The 17,174-nt window shown below is 73.5% G+C and carries 15 protein-coding genes; 7 read left to right on the forward strand and 8 right to left on the reverse strand.

Annotation, left to right across the window (positions count from 1 at the left end; genetic code table 11):
* Positions 1-217, forward strand: a 217-nt coding sequence (locus ABZS66_RS45495) for a hypothetical protein (protein WP_354769228.1), incomplete at its 5' end; no start/stop codon positions are given.
* Entirely contained in the window at positions 214-462 is a 249-nt protein-coding gene (locus ABZS66_RS45500) for a hypothetical protein (RefSeq protein WP_354769230.1), read from the forward strand. The genes ABZS66_RS45495 and ABZS66_RS45500, both read left to right, overlap by 4 nt.
* Here ABZS66_RS45500 and ABZS66_RS45505 read toward each other — a convergent pair.
* The 5 genes from ABZS66_RS45505 to ABZS66_RS45525 form a co-directional block, all read right to left on the reverse strand.
* Entirely contained in the window at positions 413-1,819 is a 1,407-nt protein-coding gene (locus ABZS66_RS45505) for a hypothetical protein (RefSeq protein ID WP_354769232.1), read from the reverse strand. The genes ABZS66_RS45500 and ABZS66_RS45505 overlap by 50 nt on opposite strands.
* Before the next feature lie 594 nt (positions 1,820-2,413).
* Positions 2,414-4,294 (reverse strand): hypothetical protein, encoded by a 1,881-nt coding sequence (locus ABZS66_RS45510; RefSeq protein ID WP_354769234.1) that lies wholly within the window; start codon positions 4,292-4,294, stop codon positions 2,414-2,416.
* Positions 4,294-5,592, reverse strand: coding sequence for a tetratricopeptide repeat protein (locus tag ABZS66_RS45515; RefSeq protein WP_354769236.1), 1,299 nt, complete (start codon positions 5,590-5,592; stop codon positions 4,294-4,296). The genes ABZS66_RS45510 and ABZS66_RS45515 overlap by 1 nt, the downstream gene beginning before the upstream one ends.
* A gap of 70 nt (positions 5,593-5,662) precedes the next feature.
* Positions 5,663-7,303: a DUF4331 domain-containing protein gene (locus ABZS66_RS45520; RefSeq protein ID WP_354769238.1), complete on the reverse strand. Its 1,641-nt coding sequence runs from the start codon at positions 7,301-7,303 to the stop codon at positions 5,663-5,665.
* Between the two features lie 139 nt (positions 7,304-7,442).
* Positions 7,443-8,228: an SAM-dependent methyltransferase gene (locus tag ABZS66_RS45525; RefSeq protein WP_354769240.1), complete on the reverse strand. Its 786-nt coding sequence runs from the start codon at positions 8,226-8,228 to the stop codon at positions 7,443-7,445.
* A gap of 384 nt (positions 8,229-8,612) precedes the next feature.
* Here ABZS66_RS45525 and ABZS66_RS45530 point away from each other — a divergent pair, with 384 nt between their 5' ends.
* Positions 8,613-9,332 (forward strand): RNA polymerase sigma factor SigF, encoded by a 720-nt coding sequence (locus ABZS66_RS45530; protein WP_354769254.1) that lies wholly within the window; start codon positions 8,613-8,615, stop codon positions 9,330-9,332.
* A gap of 193 nt (positions 9,333-9,525) precedes the next feature.
* On the forward strand, positions 9,526-10,290 hold the full coding sequence (locus tag ABZS66_RS45535; RefSeq protein ID WP_354769242.1) for a methylenetetrahydrofolate reductase: 765 nt from the start codon (positions 9,526-9,528) through the stop codon (positions 10,288-10,290).
* Here ABZS66_RS45535 and ABZS66_RS45540 read toward each other — a convergent pair.
* A complete protein-coding gene (locus ABZS66_RS45540) occupies positions 10,287-11,258 on the reverse strand; it encodes a helix-turn-helix domain-containing protein (RefSeq protein ID WP_354769244.1) in 972 nt (323 codons plus the stop codon). The genes ABZS66_RS45535 and ABZS66_RS45540 overlap by 4 nt on opposite strands.
* 71 nt (positions 11,259-11,329) lie before the next feature.
* Here ABZS66_RS45540 and ABZS66_RS45545 point away from each other — a divergent pair, with 71 nt between their 5' ends.
* The 3 genes from ABZS66_RS45545 (at position 11,330) to ABZS66_RS45555 (ending at position 14,232) form a co-directional block, all read left to right on the forward strand.
* A complete protein-coding gene (locus tag ABZS66_RS45545) occupies positions 11,330-12,619 on the forward strand; it encodes an amino acid permease (protein WP_354769246.1) in 1,290 nt (429 codons plus the stop codon).
* A gap of 10 nt (positions 12,620-12,629) precedes the next feature.
* Complete coding sequence (locus tag ABZS66_RS45550; protein WP_354769248.1) at positions 12,630-12,971, forward strand: YciI family protein; 342 nt, start codon at positions 12,630-12,632, stop codon at positions 12,969-12,971.
* Positions 12,972-13,041: 70 nt separating this feature from the next.
* A complete protein-coding gene (locus ABZS66_RS45555; RefSeq protein WP_354769256.1) occupies positions 13,042-14,232 on the forward strand; it encodes a DUF6596 domain-containing protein in 1,191 nt (396 codons plus the stop codon).
* 120 nt (positions 14,233-14,352) lie between these two features.
* Here ABZS66_RS45555 and ABZS66_RS45560 read toward each other — a convergent pair whose 3' ends face one another.
* Positions 14,353-16,053, reverse strand: coding sequence for an MFS transporter (locus ABZS66_RS45560; protein WP_354769250.1), 1,701 nt, complete (start codon positions 16,051-16,053; stop codon positions 14,353-14,355).
* Positions 16,050-16,487 (reverse strand): MarR family transcriptional regulator, encoded by a 438-nt coding sequence (locus ABZS66_RS45565; protein ID WP_354769252.1) that lies wholly within the window; start codon positions 16,485-16,487, stop codon positions 16,050-16,052. Before ABZS66_RS45565 ends, ABZS66_RS45560 begins: the two co-directional genes overlap by 4 nt.
* Positions 16,488-17,174 lie beyond the last annotated feature (687 nt).

Here is a 17,174-nt window from a genome sequence, read left to right on the forward strand (position 1 = left end):
GGTGGCGCTGGCGGTGGCGCTGGCGGTGGCGCTGGCGGTGGCGCTGGCGGTGGCGGTGGTGCTGGCGGTGGCGCTGGCGGTGGCGCTGGCGGTGGGTCGGTTGGCTTGGGCAACTGGGTGGGCGGCGGGCCGGGCGGTGGGACGGGCGGATCGAGCAGCGGCATGGGTGGTGGCAGGGACGGTGGCGCTGGCGGCGGCTCGGGTGGGCGTGGCGTGAGGCTGACCCTGACCGATGCGGCGCGGGCGCACCTGGCGGCGGCCGGCCACGACCCGCTGCTGGGCGCGCGGCCGCTGCGGCGGGCCGTGCAGCGGGAGCTCGCGGACGAACTGTCGGCGATGATCCTGCTCGGCGAGCTCCCCGACGGGGCCGCGGTGCTCGTCGACGCCGAGCACGGGCGGTTGACGTTGACGGTCAGCCGGGCTGGTACGCCGGAGCGTCCGACTCCTGTCCCGGCAGGATGACGATCTCGTCGGGGCGCAGGGTGCGGGTCGCGGTCTCGCCGTCGACCCGCACCTCGTACCCGGTCGGCGGGCCGCCCGCGCCCCAGCACACGCCGACGATCGTCCCCTCGCTCGGCGTCCTCGCCGTCGCGCCGTTCGCCGCGCGCGCCACGGTCGGGCTGCCCGCGTCCGGTGCCCGTCCCGCCGATCGCCCTGCCGCCGGCGCGGGGGTGGTCGTGGCGGACGCTCCCGCCGGCTTGCCGTGGGTGGCGGGCCTGCCGTGAGCTGCGGGGTTGCCGTTGGCCGTGGGGTTGCCGTGGGTAGTGGAGTTGGCTGCGGGGTTGCCGTCGGCCGTGGGGTTGCCGTGGGTGGCGGGCCTGCCGTGAGCTGCGGGGCTGGCGTTGGCCGTGGGGTTGCCGTGGGCTGTGGGGTTGGTGCTGGTTGCGAGGGCGGCGGGGGTGATCGGGCGGACGCGGGTGCCTGGAGCGTGGCCGTCGTCGGCGATCACCAGGAGGGCGTCCAGGACCTGGCGTACGCCCTCCCAGGGGGCCCGCACCACGAACGGCTCGCCGCGGGCGTCCTCGCGTGGGGTGACGAAGCCGCGGTACGCGAGGTCGAGGACGTCGGCCTCGTAGCGGACGCGCCACTCCTCGGTCCAGGCGCCGCCGCGCTGGCCGGCCAGTAACGCCTCGGCGATGCGCTGCCAGCGTTGGGCGGCGCCGTCGTCGAGGATCAGCCTGGCGGCGCGGTCAGCGTCGGCGCAGGCGGCGTCCACCGCGGTCTCCTCGCCGAGTTCGGCCGTCCAGGCCAGGTCGAGCGGGGCGGGGATCAGGCCGGGGCTGTCGTGGGCCACGACCAGGTACAGCAGTGCCAGCAGCTCCGCGCGTCGCTCGCCGGCGTAGAAGGAGCCGTCGTGGTTCGGCGGGAACCGGTCCACGAGGTGCTCGGCCCGGCCGGTCACCATGCGGGCCGCGCGCCGGCAGTCGGCGAGCTTCACGTCGGCGGGGCGCGCCTCGCGGGCGAGGATCGTCCACGGGCGTCCGTCGGCGGCGAACCTCGGGTACACGGTCCGGCCCGTGCTGCCCAGCACCTCGCCGTCCCGCAGGCCGGCGGCCTCCAGTTGGCGGGCCGCGACCGAGTACGCGATGCCGGCCAGTGCCGCGTGTGCCCGGACGGCCCGTCGCCTCGCGCGGTCGCGGCGTGGCGTGCGCGCGTCGGTCCGGCTGTCGTTGCGGCCTTCCTGCTTCGCGCTCCGCTCGCCGCCCTGGTCCGGGCTCCGCTCATGGCGCTGCCCGGCGTCCTGGTCAGGGTGCGGTTCCGGGCCTCGCTCGTCGTCTTGGCCGGTCTTCCGTGCCGCGCGCTGGTCCGCACTGCGCACCGGGTGCTCGTCGGCGTCCTGGTCAGGGTCCGGGCTTTGCTCAGGGCGCGGCTCGGCGTCCTGATCTTGGCGCAGCTCCGGTGGTTGGGCCGAGGTGCTGTCCGGGGCTTGGGACGGGGCTTGGGACGGTGCTTGGGACGGTGCTTGGGTGGAGTGGCGGGGGAACGGTGGTTGGGCGTCCGGTGGGGGGCCGGATGCGGGGGGTGCCGGGTCAGCCTCGGGCCGGGGCTGGGCGGCGTCATCCCGGGTGTGGTCGGTTGGATCGGGGGTGCCCTGCGGGGTGTGCTCTGCCATCACGAGTCCTCCGGCGTCGACCCACGCTCGCACCAGTCGGACGGCGAGACTTCCGCCGGGCATCCTGCATCGATGCGCTGAGTCGTAGCCTCTTGGCCCACTCCACGGCCGGCGTGGGCGACCGTGTTGGCTCGGGCAGGCGCACTGCCTGGTGACCAGAGTACCGCCTCCCACCCCCCGCCGCAGCCCACGCCACGCGCCACCGGCGGGTCGCTTCGCCAGGCGACCCGCCGGTGGCGAGCTGTCACGGACCGGCTGTCACGGACCGGCTGTCACGGACCGGCTGTCAGGGTGCCGGTGTCACAGGGTGACCAGGGAGCGGACGGCCAGGGCCGAGCCGACCAGGAGGACCATCGCGGCGGTGCCGGTGGGGGCGAGCCTGGTCAGGCGGGGGAGGCGGGCGGCCAGGCGGAAGCGGCCCGCCCAGCGGTCGCGGACCCGGATCAGGAGCAGGCCGGCGGCGGTGAGGACGGCGGCCATGCCGAGGCCGTACGCGAGGACCAGGAGCACGCCGAACCACGTCCGGCCCAGGCCGACCGCGCCGAGGAGGACGACGAGGGCGGACGGGCTGGGTACCAGGCCGCCTGCGATTCCCATCCCGACGATGGCGAGGCGGCTCGGCTTCTCCCCGGCGGGAGCTGAGTGGTCATGGGCGTGGGAACCGTGGGAGTGGTCGTGGTCGGCCGGCCCGTGGGAGTGGGGGGTGCCGTCGTCCGGGTGGTCGTGGGAGTGCGTGGGGTCGTCGTGGGTGTGGCCATCGTCGTGGGTGTGGTTGTGGGTCTCGACGCCCTCATGGGAGTGGCCATGGTCGTGGGTGTGGCCGTCGCCGTGGGAGTGGCTGTTGGACTCGGCGCCGTCGTGGGTGTGGTCGCCGTGGTGGGTGTGGCCATCGTCGTCGGAGTGGCTGTGGATCCCAACGGCGTCGTGGGAGTGGCTGTGGGGCTCGGTGTCGTCGTGGGTGTGGTCGGCGCCGTGGGCGTGGTCGTCGGCCTCGGGGTGGTCGGCGTGGGTGTGGTCGTCGGGCTCGGGGTGGTCGGTGTGGGTGTGGCCGTGGGAGTGGTCGTGGTCATGGCCGTGGCCGTGTACGTGCGAATGGGGGTGGCCGTGCGAATGGGGGTGGCCGTGGCCGTGCGAGTGGCCGTGCGAGTGGCCGTGGGCGTGAGCCGTGCGGCGCGAGAGGAGCATCGCCGCCCCCACCGCCGCCACCAGGACGCCGCTGGTCACGCCCAGCCAACCCAGGACCGTCTCGCCGGCCAGGCCGGCCGCCGTCGTCAGCAGCAGGCCCAGGATCAGCACGCCGCCCGTGTGGGTCAGCGTCACCGTCGCGCCCACGGCCAGCGCGTCGCGGGGGCGGCCCTGGCGGCCGGCCAGGTACGCGGCCATCACCGTCTTGCCGTGGCCGGGCAGCGCCGCGTGGGCGGCGCCCAGGAGCAGGGCCAGCAGCACCGCCGCCAGGCCCACGCCCAGCGTCAGGTCCCGCGAACCGACCCAGCCGCGCAGCGTCGACTCCGCGCGGCCGAGCCAGCCGGGCAGGGCCGGCGCCGCCGACTCGTCGGCGGACGTGGACGTGGACAGGGTCGCGCCGCCGGGGGACACGCGCAGCCGGGCCGACCGGACGTCGGGCGGGGAGCTCAGCAGGTCGTCCGGATAGCTGCGCAGGCCGTCGCTCAGGCTGGTCGTCGGCAGCGGCGAGTCGACGAGATGCACCCCGTCGGCCACCGCCGTCAGCTCTCGCCATCCTACCCGATCCCCCCGGTACCCCGTCGCCACGTCCACAGTGGACTCACCGGCGGAGAAGTCGAAGGCACCGGACAACGAGCACTCCAGGCGGCTGGTCCGCAGTCCGGCCGACCCCTCGGAGTACACATAGGACGAACCCGCGACCGAGAGCGCCAACGCAGCGCCGTCGTTGACCCGGACCGAGAACGCCGTGGCCAGCGAGGCGCATTCACGCTCCGCGAAGGCCGGCGCGCCGATGGCGTCCACAGCGGACTGCGACTGGACGGTGGGCAGCTCGGCGAAGTCGGCCAGCGCCAGCACGTCCACGCCGGAGGGGCGGAAGGACAGCGCGCCCAGCTGGTTGACCGAGAAGTTGCCGAGCGGGTGGGCCTGGGCCGGGCCGGGAGCGACCAGCAGCCCCACGACCAGCGCCGACAGCACGACAACCAGGCGACGGAACATCACGACTCCTCCGAGGACGAAAGGGAATCCAGCGTCCGCGCGGCGATCGGCGCGTCGACGGGGGAGAACTTCGGGTTCAGGGCCAGCGCCAGGCGCAGCTGGACGCGGGCGAGCGAGCGGTCGCCGGTGGCGAGGGCGACCATGCCGTAGTGGTAGGCGAGCGTCGCGTCGATCTGGCCCAGCGCGACCGCGTGCTGTGCGTACGGCAGCGCCTCCGCGGGGCGGCCCGCCTGCAGGAGGCTCCAGCTCAGCACGTCCGCGACCTCGGCGAACTGCCGACGCTGCCATTCCTGAGCCGCCAGGGTGGCCGCCTCCGCCGGGCGGCCGTGCTCCAGCGCCACGGCCGCGGCGCCCAGATCGTCGGTGCCGCCGTTCGCGGTGAACAGCTGGTGGGCGGCCTGAGCGAGCGCCAGCGCGGGGCCAGGGTCGCGGCCGGCGAGCTTGAGCAGCCGGGCCTGGTCGAGCAGGGCGTCGACGGTGGGCGTGCGGGCCACGACCCGCTCGAGGTCGGCGAGGGCCGCGTCGAGGTCGCCGCCGGCGGTGTCGAGCTTGGCCTTGAGCTGCCAGAGGCCGGGCGTCTCGGGGTACACCTGGAGCCCCAGCGTGACGTGCCGCGTCGCGGTCGCGGTGTCGCCGGCCGCCCACGCCAGGGCGGCGAGGTGCTGGTGGCAGAAGGCGACGTCGGCCGGTTCGGTGGCGCTCGCCAGCGCCTGCTCCATGAGCTGGATCGCCTCGGTGCGGCGGCCGTGCTGTTCGAGATCATAGGATCCGCGGGTGTACGAGCCGAGGCCGGGCTTCAGGTCGAGCATCCGCTGCACGGCGGCGGTCGCCTCGGCCGGCCGGCCGAGCTGGGTCAGCGCGTCGGCGAGCACGCCGTGCGCGGTCGCCGACCACTGGTTGACGCCGAGCGCCTGCCGGGCGAACCGCTCGGCGCCGGCGAAGTCGTGCCGGGCGTTGGCGAGCGCGCCGAGGCCGGCGAGGGCCGGCTCGTTGTCGTCGGGGCGCACCTCGAGGGACTTGCGCAGGGCGCCCTCGGCCTTCGGGTAGTACGCCGGGTCGGCGCTGATCCGCGCCTGCTCCAGGTACGCCTCGCCGAGCGCGGCCCAGGTGGTCCAGTCGCCGGGCACCGAGCGGAGCCGGTCCTGGTAGCGGCCGATCGAGTCGGCCAGCTGCGAGGCCGGCCGGGGGCTCGCCGAAACGGACGGGGCGGGCGCCGGCGACGGCCGGCCGATCGTGGCGCCGATGCCGAAGAGCAGCGCGGCCGCCAGTACCACCACGGAAATCGCACGCAGTCGCACTGCATCCTCCTGAAGGCTCTGGGGTGTGCCGGGCGGGTCCGCGGTGGACCCGCCCGGCCGGTGGAAGGGGCTAGAGGCCGACGCTGTTGCGGCGCCGCCACCAGCCGATGAACATCAGGGTCCCGAGGCCGGCCGCGACGGCCGACGAGCCGACCGCGACGGCGGTCATGCCCATGCCGGACTCGAAGGCCGACGGCGTGGTCTGCGGGTTGGCGGCCTGCGCCGTGCCGCTGGCGCCCGGAGCGGGCGCGCCACCCGCGGCGCCTGCGCCGGTGCCGCCGCCGTTGTTCACCGCGCCGCTGTTCGGCAGGGCCAGGTACGGGAACTCCGCGCCGAACGCGTTGTCGTTCGCGTCGACCTTGTCGCCGGTCGCCAGGGCGTCGACGAGCTTGCCGGTCTGCGCCGCGCCCTCGACCGCCTGGATCGAGATGTCGACGACGTCGTCGGTGAGCCGCCGGCCGTTCGGGAAGCCCTGCAGGTCACCGGCGAGGACACCCAGCCGGTTCGGCTGCGCGGTCACCGGCACGCCCAGGTTCAGGCGGAGCATCTCGGACGGGCGGAACTTCGCCGGGTCCACGTCGGCGTTGTTGAGCTGCGAGTTGAGGTCGGCCTTGATCGGGCCGTTCGCCTTCGTGGTGATGCCGGTCAGGAAGATCTCGACCAGGTCGTTGCGCGGGGTCGCCGGGGCCGGGATCTTGTAGATGGCCTCGATGAGCTTCGGCAGCTCCGGGTCGGTCACCCGGGCGACGACGGCCGGGATGTCGGCGTCCTTGGACGGGTCGATCGAGTTGAACGCGTCCTTCAGCGACGCCGGGACGACCACCTCGTTGACCAGCGGGTTGCCCAGCCGCGAGACCTGGACCTTGTCGCCGGTCACCGGCGAGGTCTGGCCCGTGACCCGCGTCTTGGCCCGCTCCGTCGTGGTCCAGACGCCGATGACCGGGTTGCGCTTCACGTCGCCCTTGAGCGCCACGTCGGAGAAGGGCACCTGCAGGGCGATGGTGTTCACGTTGTACCCCGCGAGCGTGTCCTGCCCGGTCTCGCTCAGGTCCCCGCCGTACAGCAGGTCGAACACCCGCAGGTCGAGGAAGAACGGGTCGTCGGCCTGGCCGGCGTAGACGTTCCAGCCGCCGGGGAGCCGCTTGTTGGCGTCGCTGCGCAGCTTGCCGTAGTCGGGCATGGTCGCCTTGCCCACCCGCGACGGGGCGACCGGGGCGTCCTTGATGCGCGTCTTGAACGGCTCGCCGTGGAACGACGACTCGAGGGTGTACGTCTGGCGGAACAGCAGGTTCTCGTCGTCGAGCGAGGTGACCGGGCCGTTGGCGTACAGGAACGTGTTGCCGCCGCGCTTGTCGACGTTCTGGAACGTCCACCGGAACACGGCGTCGGCCTTGGCGTCACCGTCGCTGTCGACGTTGATGTTGTACACGGCGTCCGTCGCGAACGGGAAGAAGTTCGGACCGCCGTTGGGCTCCTCGAACGGCTGCCAGTTCGCGATGAACGTGACGTAGCCGGCGCGCTCAGGGCTGACGAACGCGTAGAGGTCGGTGTTGTCGACGGCCGGGTCGGCCGCGATGAGCGGTGCCTCGCGGTGGCTGGACGCCGCTGAGGTGGCCGGCCCAAGGCCGATGAACGCGACACCGGCCGCGACCACCGCGGCGGCCGAGGCGCGGACTGCCCGCCACCGGCCGGCTCGGGTTGTAGTGCGCATGCTCGTGGTCCTCCCACATCGGAGGCGATCCGGGCTGTCGAACCGCCTGACGCGAGGACTTCGGAGCTACCGCACGGGATGACGGGTCACTGTGAGGTTGCCGTCACCGACCCATCCGCCGGGCTTGCGGCGACGAATGTCAGAACTTGGGCCGCACCCCGACCCCGCCGTAGCCGTGCGAGACCGCCTCCGGCCCGCCGGCCGGGTCGGGCCGCCACTCGCCGAGCCGGACCAGGCCGGGCTCCACGAGGTCGTAGCCCTCGAACAGGCGCAGGATGTCGGTGCGGGTGCGCGGGACGATGGGCGCGGTCGAGCTGCGGTACACCTCCTGGCTCTGTCTCACCGGGGCCTCCGCGACGCCGTCGAGGGTCAGGTGCGACACCACCAGGTGGCTGCCGGGGACGGTCGCGTCGCGCAGCTGCGCGACGATCCGGCCGGGCTTGGCGTCGTCGGGCACGAAGTGCAGCAGCGACACCATCAGGATCGCGACCGGCTCGGTGAGGTCGAGGTGGTCGCGCACGTGCGGGTCGGCGAGCAGGCCGTCGGGGTCGCGGAGGTCGGCGAGGGCGACGGAGACGTCGGGGAGGTCCTCGACGAGCGTGCGGGCCTGGGCGACGGCGACCGGGTCGTTGTCGACGTAGACGACCTTGCAGCCCGGGGCCACCTCGTGGACGTTGCCCTGGGTCGGCAGGCCGGCGCCGATGTCGAGGAACTGGCGGACGCCGGCCTCCTCGGTGAGGTACCGCACGGCGCGCTGGAGGAACCGCCGGTTCGTGTGGGCGGCCGCCGGCGTGTCGGGGAAGATCGCCAGGACCTTCTCCGCGGCCTCCCGGTCGACGGCGAAGTTGTGGTATCCGCCGAGGTAGTAGTCGTACATCCGGGCGACGTTCGGGATGTTCGAGTCGATCCTGTCGTTTCCCGTCATACGGTCACAGTAGGGCCTGACGACGTGCCGTGCCGGCACGACTTTTGTCATGCGGCAATTTCTTGTACAGTCGGATCCGTCGCCCCATCGGTGCGGGGCCGTCCAGCAGCGGCGGCCGTCCGCGAGGTGGCGACGCCGCAGGTCTGGTGCTCAAGACACGGGCGCCCTTTCGGACCGCATTCCGCGCGAGCCTGCCCTCTCCTGCCTGAGGTGCCCGCTCGTCCAGTGCCGAAACCCCCGTTCACCACCGGCACCGATCGAAGGGTCGTGACTGTCGACATGTCCGTTTCCGTGTCTGTTTCCGCCGCATCCGCCGCATCCGCCGACCAGCCCGCCACGCGGCATCGGGAGAGCGACGCGCAGGCCAGAGCCCTGCTCTCGCTGATGGCCGACCTGCCGGCCGGCCCCGACCGGGACCGGGCCCGGGCGCGGCTCATCGAGCTGTACATCCCGCTCGCCGAGTACCTGGCCCGCCGCTTCCGCAACCGCGGCGAGCAGTTCGACGACCTGGTCCAGGTCGCGAACCTGGGCCTGATCAAGTCCGTGGACGGGTTCGACCCGGGGCGCGGCGCGGCGTTCACCAGCTACGCGATCCCGATGATCGTCGGTGAGCTCAAGCGGCACTTCCGGGACAAGGGCTGGGACGTGCGCGTCCCGCGCCGCCTGCAGGAGCTCCGCCTGGAGATCAGCAGGATCTCTGGTGACCTCGCTCAGGACCTTGGCCGCTCGCCGACCGTCGCCGACCTGGCGGCGCGGCTGAACGTCTCCGAGGAGGAGGTCATCGAGGGTCTGGAGTGCGGCCAGGCGTACCGCGCGCTGTCGCTCGACGCCCCCGTCAGCGACGCGGGCGACACCGGCGCCAACGGCCTCGGCGACCTGCTCGGCGGCGAGGACGAGGACCTGCGCAACGTGGAGGACCGCGAGGCGCTGCGCCCGCTGCTGGCCCGCCTGCCGCAGCGCGAGCAGAAGATCATCGCGATGCGTTTCCACGGCAACCTGACCCAGTCGCAGATCGCGGCCGAGTTGGGCATCTCGCAGATGCACGTGTCGCGCCTGCTGGCCGGCGCCCTGCGCAACCTCCGCGAGCAGTTGGTCCGCGACTGACGGCCGCCGCGGCCGACCCCCGTGGCGTCCGGAAAGTGGCGTCCGGAAAGTGGCGTCCGGAAAGTGGCGTCCGGAAGTGGCGTCCGGAAGTGGCGGCTCACCCGCAAGGGTGCGCGCCAGGCGTCTCCCAGCGCCTACCGTTGTCGGCCGAGGGGGTGACCTCGCCGGGCACGCGGGCAAGGAGAGCTGAACAGTGTCCTTCGACGTCATCTGCGAGATCGAGCCCCCGACGCGGCCCGACATCCGCCACGTCCGGCACCAGATCGGGGTGCTCGCGCCGGTCGCGCACGCATTCCTGGTCCCGGACAACCACATCGGCCGGGCCACGGTGTCGAGCATCGCGGTCGCGCACGAGGTGGCGGCGATGGGCGGGCGCAGCATCGCCTGCCTGAACTCCCGCGACCGCAACCTGCTGGGGTTCCAGCGGGACATGCTCACCGCGGCGGCGTACGGGGTCGGGGAGTTCCTGTTCGTCCACGGCGACAAGCCGACCGCGGGCGGCCGGACCGGCGAGCTGACCGTCCGCACGATGATCGAGCAGGCCCGCGCGATGGGGGAGCGGCCCGGGTTCGCGCCGCCCCGCATCGGCGTGGCCGCCGCGCTGCGGAAGCTGCCGGCCTGGAAGCGCGCGGCCGACTTCGTGTTCGCGCAGGTGAGCTTCGACGTGGACGCCCTGCTGCGCTGGCGGGGGTCGGCCGGCATCGACCGGCCGGTGTACGCCGGGGTCCTGGTCCTGGCCAGCGCCGACATGGCCCGGCGGCTGGCGGCGACGATCCCGGACATCGACATCCCCGCCGACCTGGTGGCGCGGGTCGAGACGGACCGCCGGGCCGGCGTCGAGGCGGCCTGCGCGCAGGTCGCGGCGCTGCGCGACAGCGGCGCCTTCGACGGCGTCCACCTGGTCACCGTGTCCCGCTACCGCGAGGTCGCGCTCCTGCTGGAGCACCTGCTGCACTAGCGGTGGAACACCTGGCGGTACGTCGTCGGGGTCACGCTGGTGTGCCGGGCGAAGTGGGTGCGCAGGTTGGCCGGGGTGCCGAAGCCGGTCCGGTGCGCGATCCGCTCGATCGAGTCGTCGGTGGTCTCCAGCAGCTCCTGGGCGAGCCGGACCCGCTGGCCGACCAGCCACTGCAGCGGGCTGGTGCCGAGCTCCTCGCGGAACCGCCGGGCGAACGTGCGCGGGCTCTGCCGCGCCTCCCGGGCCAGGTCGGCGACGGTGAGCGGCTGGTCGAGCCGCAGCCGGGCCCACTGCAGGGCCGGGCCGAGGCCGTCGTGCGCGCGGGCGAACGGGCGCGGCGGGTGCGCGAACTGGGACTGGCCGCCGTCGCGGTGCGGCGGCACCACCATCCGCCGGGCCACCTCGTTGGCGACCGCGGCGCCGTGGTCGAGCCGGACCAGGTGCAGGCACAGGTCGACGGCCGCGCCGGTGCCGGCCGAGGTGAAGATCGTGCCGTCCTCCGTGTACAGCACGTCGGGGTCGAACGTCACCGCCGGGTACCGCTGCGCGAAGTCGAACGCGTTCATCCAGTGCGTCGTCGCCCGGCGCCCGTCGAGCAGCCCGGCCGCGGCCAGCACGTACGCGCCGGTGCAGATGGCGACGATCCGCCGCCCGTTCTCGTACGCCTTGCGGACCGTGCGGACCAGCTCGTCCGGCGGCTCGATCTGCCGGGCCCGGGCGAACGCCGGCAGCAGGACCGTGTCGGCGTCGGCGAGCGACGCGATCGGGTGCGGCGCGTCGACCGTGAGCCCGGAGCGCGCCGCGTGCCGGCCCGGCTCGACGGCGGCGAACCGCAGCTCGTACCACGGGTCGGCGAGGTCGGCCCGGTCGATGCCGAAGACCTCGCAGGGGACGGCGAGCTCGAACACCGGCATGTTCTCGGTGACGGCCACGCCCACGACATGCGGTCGGCCCCCCGAAACAGTCATGGCACGAATCTATCGCACGTTGGCATTCCTGCCACTCGAAGCATCCACGGTACCGCTGAAGAATCAGGATCATGATGACTGTGCCACAAGGTGCGGCGCTCTCGATCGGCGCCGTGCTCGGGACCGGGGTGATCGCGCTGCCGGCGCTCGCCGCGCAGACGGCCGGGCCCGCGTCGCTGCTCGCGTGGGGCGCGCTGGTCCTGCTGTCGATCCCGCTCGCCGCGACGTTCGCCGCCCTCGGCGCCCGCCACCCCGACTCGGGCGGCGTGGCCACCTACGTGCGCCGGGCCTTCGGCGACCGGGCGGCCGCGGTCGTCGGCTGGTCGTTCTTCTTCGCCGTCCCGGTCGGCGCCCCGGCCGCGGCGCTGTTCGGCGGCGCGTACGTGGCGGCCGCGCTCGGTGGCGGCACCCCCACCGTCCTCGCCACCGCCGTCGGGCTCATGGTCATCGTCACCGCCGGCAACCTGGGCGGCGTGCGGGTCTCCGGGAAGCTCCAACTCGGCCTCGCCGCCCTGCTCATCACGCTGCTCGTCACGGCCACCGGCACCGCCCTGCCGCACGCCGACCCGGCCAACCTGCACCCGTTCGCGCCGCACGGCTGGTGGGCGGTCGGCTCGGCGGCCGCGGTGCTGGTCTGGGGCTTCGCCGGCTGGGAGGCGGTGACGTCGCTCGCCGCCGACTTCCGCCACCCGGCCCGCGACCTGCCCCGGGCCATGGCGATCGCGCTGCTCGTCGTCGGCGTGCTCTACCTCGGCATCGCCACCGCGAGCATCCTGGTCCTCGGCCCGGCCGCGACGTCCGACGCGCCCCTCGCGGAGCTGCTGGCGCGGGGGACCGGCGGGCAGGTCCGGGTCATCGCCGCCGGGGCGGCCGTGCTGCTCACCCTCGGTACGATGAACGCCTACTATGCGGGAGCGGCCAAGCTCGGCGCTGCCCTCGGCCGCGACGGCGCGCTGCCGGCGTGGTTCGCCCGCGGCTCGGGCGCCGGCGAGGTGCCCCGCCGCAGCCTCGCGGTGGTCGCCGGCCTCGGCGGGGTGTCGATGCTGCTGGTGGCGCTGACCGGGACCGGCACCCGGCCACTCGTCCTGCTCACGAGCGGGAGCTTCGTCCTCGTGTACCTCATGGGCTCGGCCGCCGCCCTCCGTCTGCTGCCCCGCCGCTCCCTCGCCCGCGGCTGCGCCTGGGTGTCCCTGGTGGCGTCGGTCGCGCTGCTCGTGCTCACCGGGTGGTACGTCGTCGGGACGCTGGTCATGGCCGCCGGGGCACTGCTCTACGTCGGCTCGAAAAAATTCTTTGGCCGTGTTGTCGATCCGGGGGAGGGGACGATTGACGTAGGAGTGGAAGTGTCCACTCCAAGCTAGGAGATGCACGATGGCCCAGTACCTGATCCTGATCTACGAGGACGAGTCCGGCTACGAGAACCCGGACCCGGCCGTGTGGCAGCAGGCGATGGAGGCCCACGCCCGCTTCGCCGAGCAGGTCACCGAGCTCGGCGGGCAGCTGCTCGGCGGCAACGCCCTCCAGCCGACCCCGACGGCCACGTCGATCCGCGGTGACGTCGTCACCGACGGTCCGTTCGTCGAGACGAAGGAGGTCCTCGGCGGGTACTACCTCGTCGAGGCCAACGACCTCGACCACGCCCTGCAGATCGGCAAGCTGTGCCCGGCGGGGTTCGGCGGCGTCGAGGTCCGCCCGGTGATGGTCTTCGAGTAGGTCTTCCCCGGTGGACCCTGCTGACATCCGGCAGGCGGTTGCGGACGCGCACCGTCGCGAGTGGGCCCGCGTGCTCGCCGCGACGGTGCGCGTCGCGCGTGACCTCGAGCTGGCCGAGGAGTGCGTCCAGGACGCGTACGTCGCCGCGATGGACGGGTGGCTGCGCCAGGGCGTGCCGGCCAACCCCGGCGCCTGGCTGACCACGACCGCGCAGCGGCGGGCGCTGAACGCGCACAAGCGGGCGTCGACCCTGCGCTCCAAGCTGCCGCTGCTCGTCGTGCCCGACGCCGTCTCCCCGGACGCCTCCCCGGACGATGACGAGGACATTCCCGACGACCGGCTGCGGCTGGTGTTCACCTGCTGCCACCCGGCGCTCGCCCGGGAGGCACAGCTCGCCCTCACCCTGCGGCTCGTCTGCGGGCTGACCACGGCCGAGATCGCCCGCACGTTCCTGGTCAGCGAGCCGACCATGGCGGCCCGGGTGACCCGGGCGAAGAAGAAGATCGCGGCGGCCCGGATCCCGTACCGCGTACCGTCCGCCGAGGAGCTGCCCGACCGCCTCGACGCCGTCCTCACCGTCGTCCACCTGGTCTTCACCACCGGCCACGCCGCCCCCACGGGGGACGCGCTGGTCCGCTCCGACCTGGTCGAGCGGGCCCTCGACCTGGCCCGCACCCTGTGCGCGCTCATGCCCGACGAGCGCGAGGCCGTCGGCCTGCTCGCGATGATGCTGCTGCACGACGCCCGCCGGGCCACCCGGGTCGGGCCGGACGGCCGGCTGCTGCGGCTGGAGGAGCAGGACCGGTCCCGCTGGGACGCCGCGCAGATCGGCGAGGGCCTACGCCTGGTCCGGGCCGCGCTGCGCGGCGGGAAGCCCGGCCGGTTCGCGCTGCAGGCGACGATCTCGGCGCTGTACGCCGAGGCCCCGGCCTACGCCGACACCGACTGGGGCCAGCTGCGCGACGTGTACGACCTGCTCCTCGCCGTCTGGCCGTCGCCGGTCGTCGCGCTCAACCGGGCCGTGGTCGTCTCGATGCTGCCGCCGCCCGCGGGCGGGCCGGCCGTGGCGTTGTCGCTCGTCGACGCCCTCGCCGAGGACGCGCGGCTCGCCGCCTACCACTACCTGCCCGCGACCCGTGCCGACCTGCTGCACCGCCTGGACCGCCCGGCCGAGGCCGCCGACGCCTACCGGCAGGCGATCGCGCTGTGCGACAACGCGGTCGAGCGGGCGTTCCTGTCGTCGCGGCTTCTTGGTTTGTGACCGTTTTCCTGCCACGGCCGGGCCGGCGCCCCTGCTCCCACGAGGGCGCCGGCCCGTCCGCGCTGTGCCGCCGACCCGGCCCGTGGCCGGCCGGGGGCGGCATCCACCAGGGAGCGGGGTCTAGGTGACCGGCTTTGCCGGCTTGACGAGTGACGCGATGGCGCCGATCAGGGACATGCCGATCGCCAGCCAGAAGACGATGATCAGGCCGTCGTGGAACGGGCCCGCGACCAGGTTCGGGAAGAACTCACGGCCGGTGAGGGTGGCGGCGTTCGCCGGCGGGAGCTGCCCGAGCAGCTGCGGTCCGAGGAGCTCCTGAATCGGGTTGTACCCCAGGAAGGCCGCGAACAGCGTGCCCACCGGCGGCAGTGCGGCGATGCTGTGCGCGGCTTGCGACGGTACACCCTGAGCCGCCAACCCGTCGTTGAGCGTGGCCGGCAGGTGACTGGACAGGCCCGCCACCATGAGTGAGAAGAACACGCCGATCGAGAGCACCATGCCCGCGTTCTGGAACGTGGCGCGCATGCCGGACGCGGCGCCGCGCAGGTGGGCGGGGACGCTGGACATGATGAGGGCGGTGTTCGGCGCGGCGAACAGCCCGCCGCCGAGGCCGTTGAGGAACACCAGCCCGGCGAACGCCCAGTAGGCGAAGTCGGTCGGCAGGACCAGCAGGCCGCCGAAGCTGACCGCCATGACGAGCAGGCCGACGGCGGCGAACAGCCGCGGGCCGTACTTGTCGGAGAGGTGCCCGGCGATCGGCCCGGCGGCGAGGAAGCCGACGGTGAGCGGCAGCAGGTAGATGCCGGCCCACAGCGGGGTCTCCTCGTAGCGGTAGCCGTGCAGCGGCAGCCAGATGCCCTGCAGCCAGATGATGAGCATGAACTGCAGGCCGCCGCGGGCGATCGAGGCGAGCAGGCCGGCGACGTTGCCCGACGCGAACGCCCGGATCTTGAACAGCCCGAGCGGGAACATCGGCTCGGCGACCCGCCGCTCGATCCAGGTGAACAGCGCCAGGACGAGCACGCCGCCGATGAGGCCGCTCAGGACCCACGGGTTGGTCCAGCCCTGGGAGTGCCCGCCATACGGCTGGATCCCGTAGGTGATCGCGGCGAGCAGCGCCGTCAGGCCCACGGCGAACGTCAGGTTGCCCCACCAGTCGATGCGGCCGGGCCGCCGCAGGCCGGTGTCGTGCAGCGAACGGTACGCCCAGAGCGTACCGACGATGCCGATCGGCACGTTGACCCAGAAGATGGCCCGCCAGTTCCACTCGGCGAGCAGCCCGCCGAGGACCAGGCCGATGAACGAGCCGGCGATGCCGGCGACGATGTTGACGCCGAGGGCCATGCCGCGCTGGGCCGCCGGGAACGCGTCGGTGAGGATCGCGGCGGAGTTCGCCATGAGCATCGCGCCGCCGACGGCCTGCAGCACCCGCCAGCCGATGAGCCACAGGGCGCCGCTGCCGCCGTCGAACGGGTCGAGCGACAGCGCGATCGAGGTGACCGTGAACAGGGCGAAGCCGGCGTTGTAGATGCGGACCCGGCCGAACATGTCGCCCAGCCGGCCCAGCGTCACCACGAGGACGGCGCTGACCAGCATGTACCCCATGAGCATCCAGAGCAGGTAGCTCACGTTGCCGGGGCTGAGCGGGTTGAGGTGGATGCCGTTGAAGATCGCCGGCAGCGAGATGAGCACGATCGACGAGTTGATCGTCGCGATGAGCATGCCGAGCGTGGTGTTGGACAGCGCCACCCACTTGTAGTGCGGGTGGTCGGCGCTGGTCGGGAACCTGCGCTTGCTGGTCTGCTCGAGCGTGCCGGTCATCGGCCGAGCCTTTCGAGCTTCTCGAGAGCGGGCAGCGCGGCGGCGATGAGCGCCTGGTCGTCATCGGCCAGGTTGCCGAGGATCGCGGCGAGGTGCTGGGCCCGCACGGCTCTCCTCCTGGCGAGCAGCTCCCGCCCGTCGTCGGTGACGCAGACGAGGACGACACGCCCGTCGTCGGGGTCCGCGGCGCGCGCGGCCAGCCCCTCCCGCTCGAGTCGCTGGACGAGCTGGGTCATGGCCGGCTGGGTGACGCCCTCGGCGGCGGCAAGCTCGGTGAGCCGGCGCGGGCCCTCCCGCTCCAGCCGGCGCAGCGTGGAGGCGGCGGTGAGGCTGATGTCGTTCGGCGGGTTGCCGTGCCGCAGCAGGCTGAAGAGCCGCTCGACGGCGGACGCGAGCCGAGCCGGGTCGAGCTGCGCGTTGGTGGCGGCCTGCATACTCTATTCGTATCACGTGCTTATAGAAGCGACTTATGCAGTGCGACCTACCTCACCCCGCCCGGCGCGTGCGTCGGCGCACCCGGCAGGGGGTCAGTGGTTCAGCTGCGGCTCTGGTGCTCGACGATCGTGCGACCGTGGACGAGGTTGCCGTAGCCCTCGTGGGCCGAGGCGCTCTCAACCGCGCCGGCCGGCGCCCTTCCGTGTGATGCGCACACCCGCGCCAGCGGCCGTGCCCGCTCGCGTTCACGGCCGCCCGTGCCCGTGCCCGCCCGTGCCCGTCCATCGCTTTTGATGCATCAAAAATGATGCATCAAAGCTGATCGACGTGCCTGCCCGCGCCCGCCCGTGCCTGCCCGCGCCCGCTCGCGCCCGCTCGCGCCCGCTCGCGCACGTGCATCGCTTTTGATGCATCAAGGATGATGCATTAAAACTGATGGACGTGCGCGCCCGCGCCTGCCCGTCCGCGGCCCGCCGCGTGCCATGTGCCGCGTGCCGTGTGCTCTGCGGTCTTCCACGTAACTGCCCGGTGGCCCGAGGCATTACGTGGTAGGAAAACTGGTCCTATAACCCCCAGTTTTCCTACCACGTCACGAAGGGCTGCCGTGGCGCGCGGCCTCGCGGCCCGTCCGTTGCCGGGCTGCCGTCAACCGGCCGGGGCCGGGTCCGCCGGGTCGGGCGCGCTGC

This window comes from Dactylosporangium sp. NPDC005572 (assembly GCF_040605515.1).
Classification (GTDB): Bacteria; Actinomycetota; Actinomycetes; order Mycobacteriales; family Micromonosporaceae; genus Dactylosporangium.

Excerpts from the sequence above, each read along its gene's own strand:
- ABZS66_RS45520 (WP_354769238.1), bottom strand. The coding sequence starts at position 7,303 with ATGCGCACTACAACCCGAGCCGGCCGGTGGCGGGCAGTCCGCGCCTCG.
- ABZS66_RS45565 (WP_354769252.1), bottom strand. The coding sequence starts at position 16,487 with ATGCAGGCCGCCACCAACGCGCAGCTCGACCCGGCTCGGCTCGCGTCC.
- ABZS66_RS45545 (WP_354769246.1), top strand. The coding sequence starts at position 11,330 with ATGATGACTGTGCCACAAGGTGCGGCGCTCTCGATCGGCGCCGTGCTC.
- ABZS66_RS45510 (WP_354769234.1), bottom strand. The coding sequence starts at position 4,294 with ATGTTCCGTCGCCTGGTTGTCGTGCTGTCGGCGCTGGTCGTGGGGCTG.
- ABZS66_RS45560 (WP_354769250.1), bottom strand. The coding sequence starts at position 16,053 with ATGACCGGCACGCTCGAGCAGACCAGCAAGCGCAGGTTCCCGACCAGC.
- ABZS66_RS45550 (WP_354769248.1), top strand. The coding sequence starts at position 12,630 with ATGGCCCAGTACCTGATCCTGATCTACGAGGACGAGTCCGGCTACGAG.
- ABZS66_RS45540 (WP_354769244.1), bottom strand. The coding sequence starts at position 11,258 with ATGACTGTTTCGGGGGGCCGACCGCATGTCGTGGGCGTGGCCGTCACC.
- ABZS66_RS45530 (WP_354769254.1), top strand. The coding sequence starts at position 8,613 with ATGGCCGACCTGCCGGCCGGCCCCGACCGGGACCGGGCCCGGGCGCGG.
- ABZS66_RS45525 (WP_354769240.1), bottom strand. The coding sequence starts at position 8,228 with ATGACGGGAAACGACAGGATCGACTCGAACATCCCGAACGTCGCCCGG.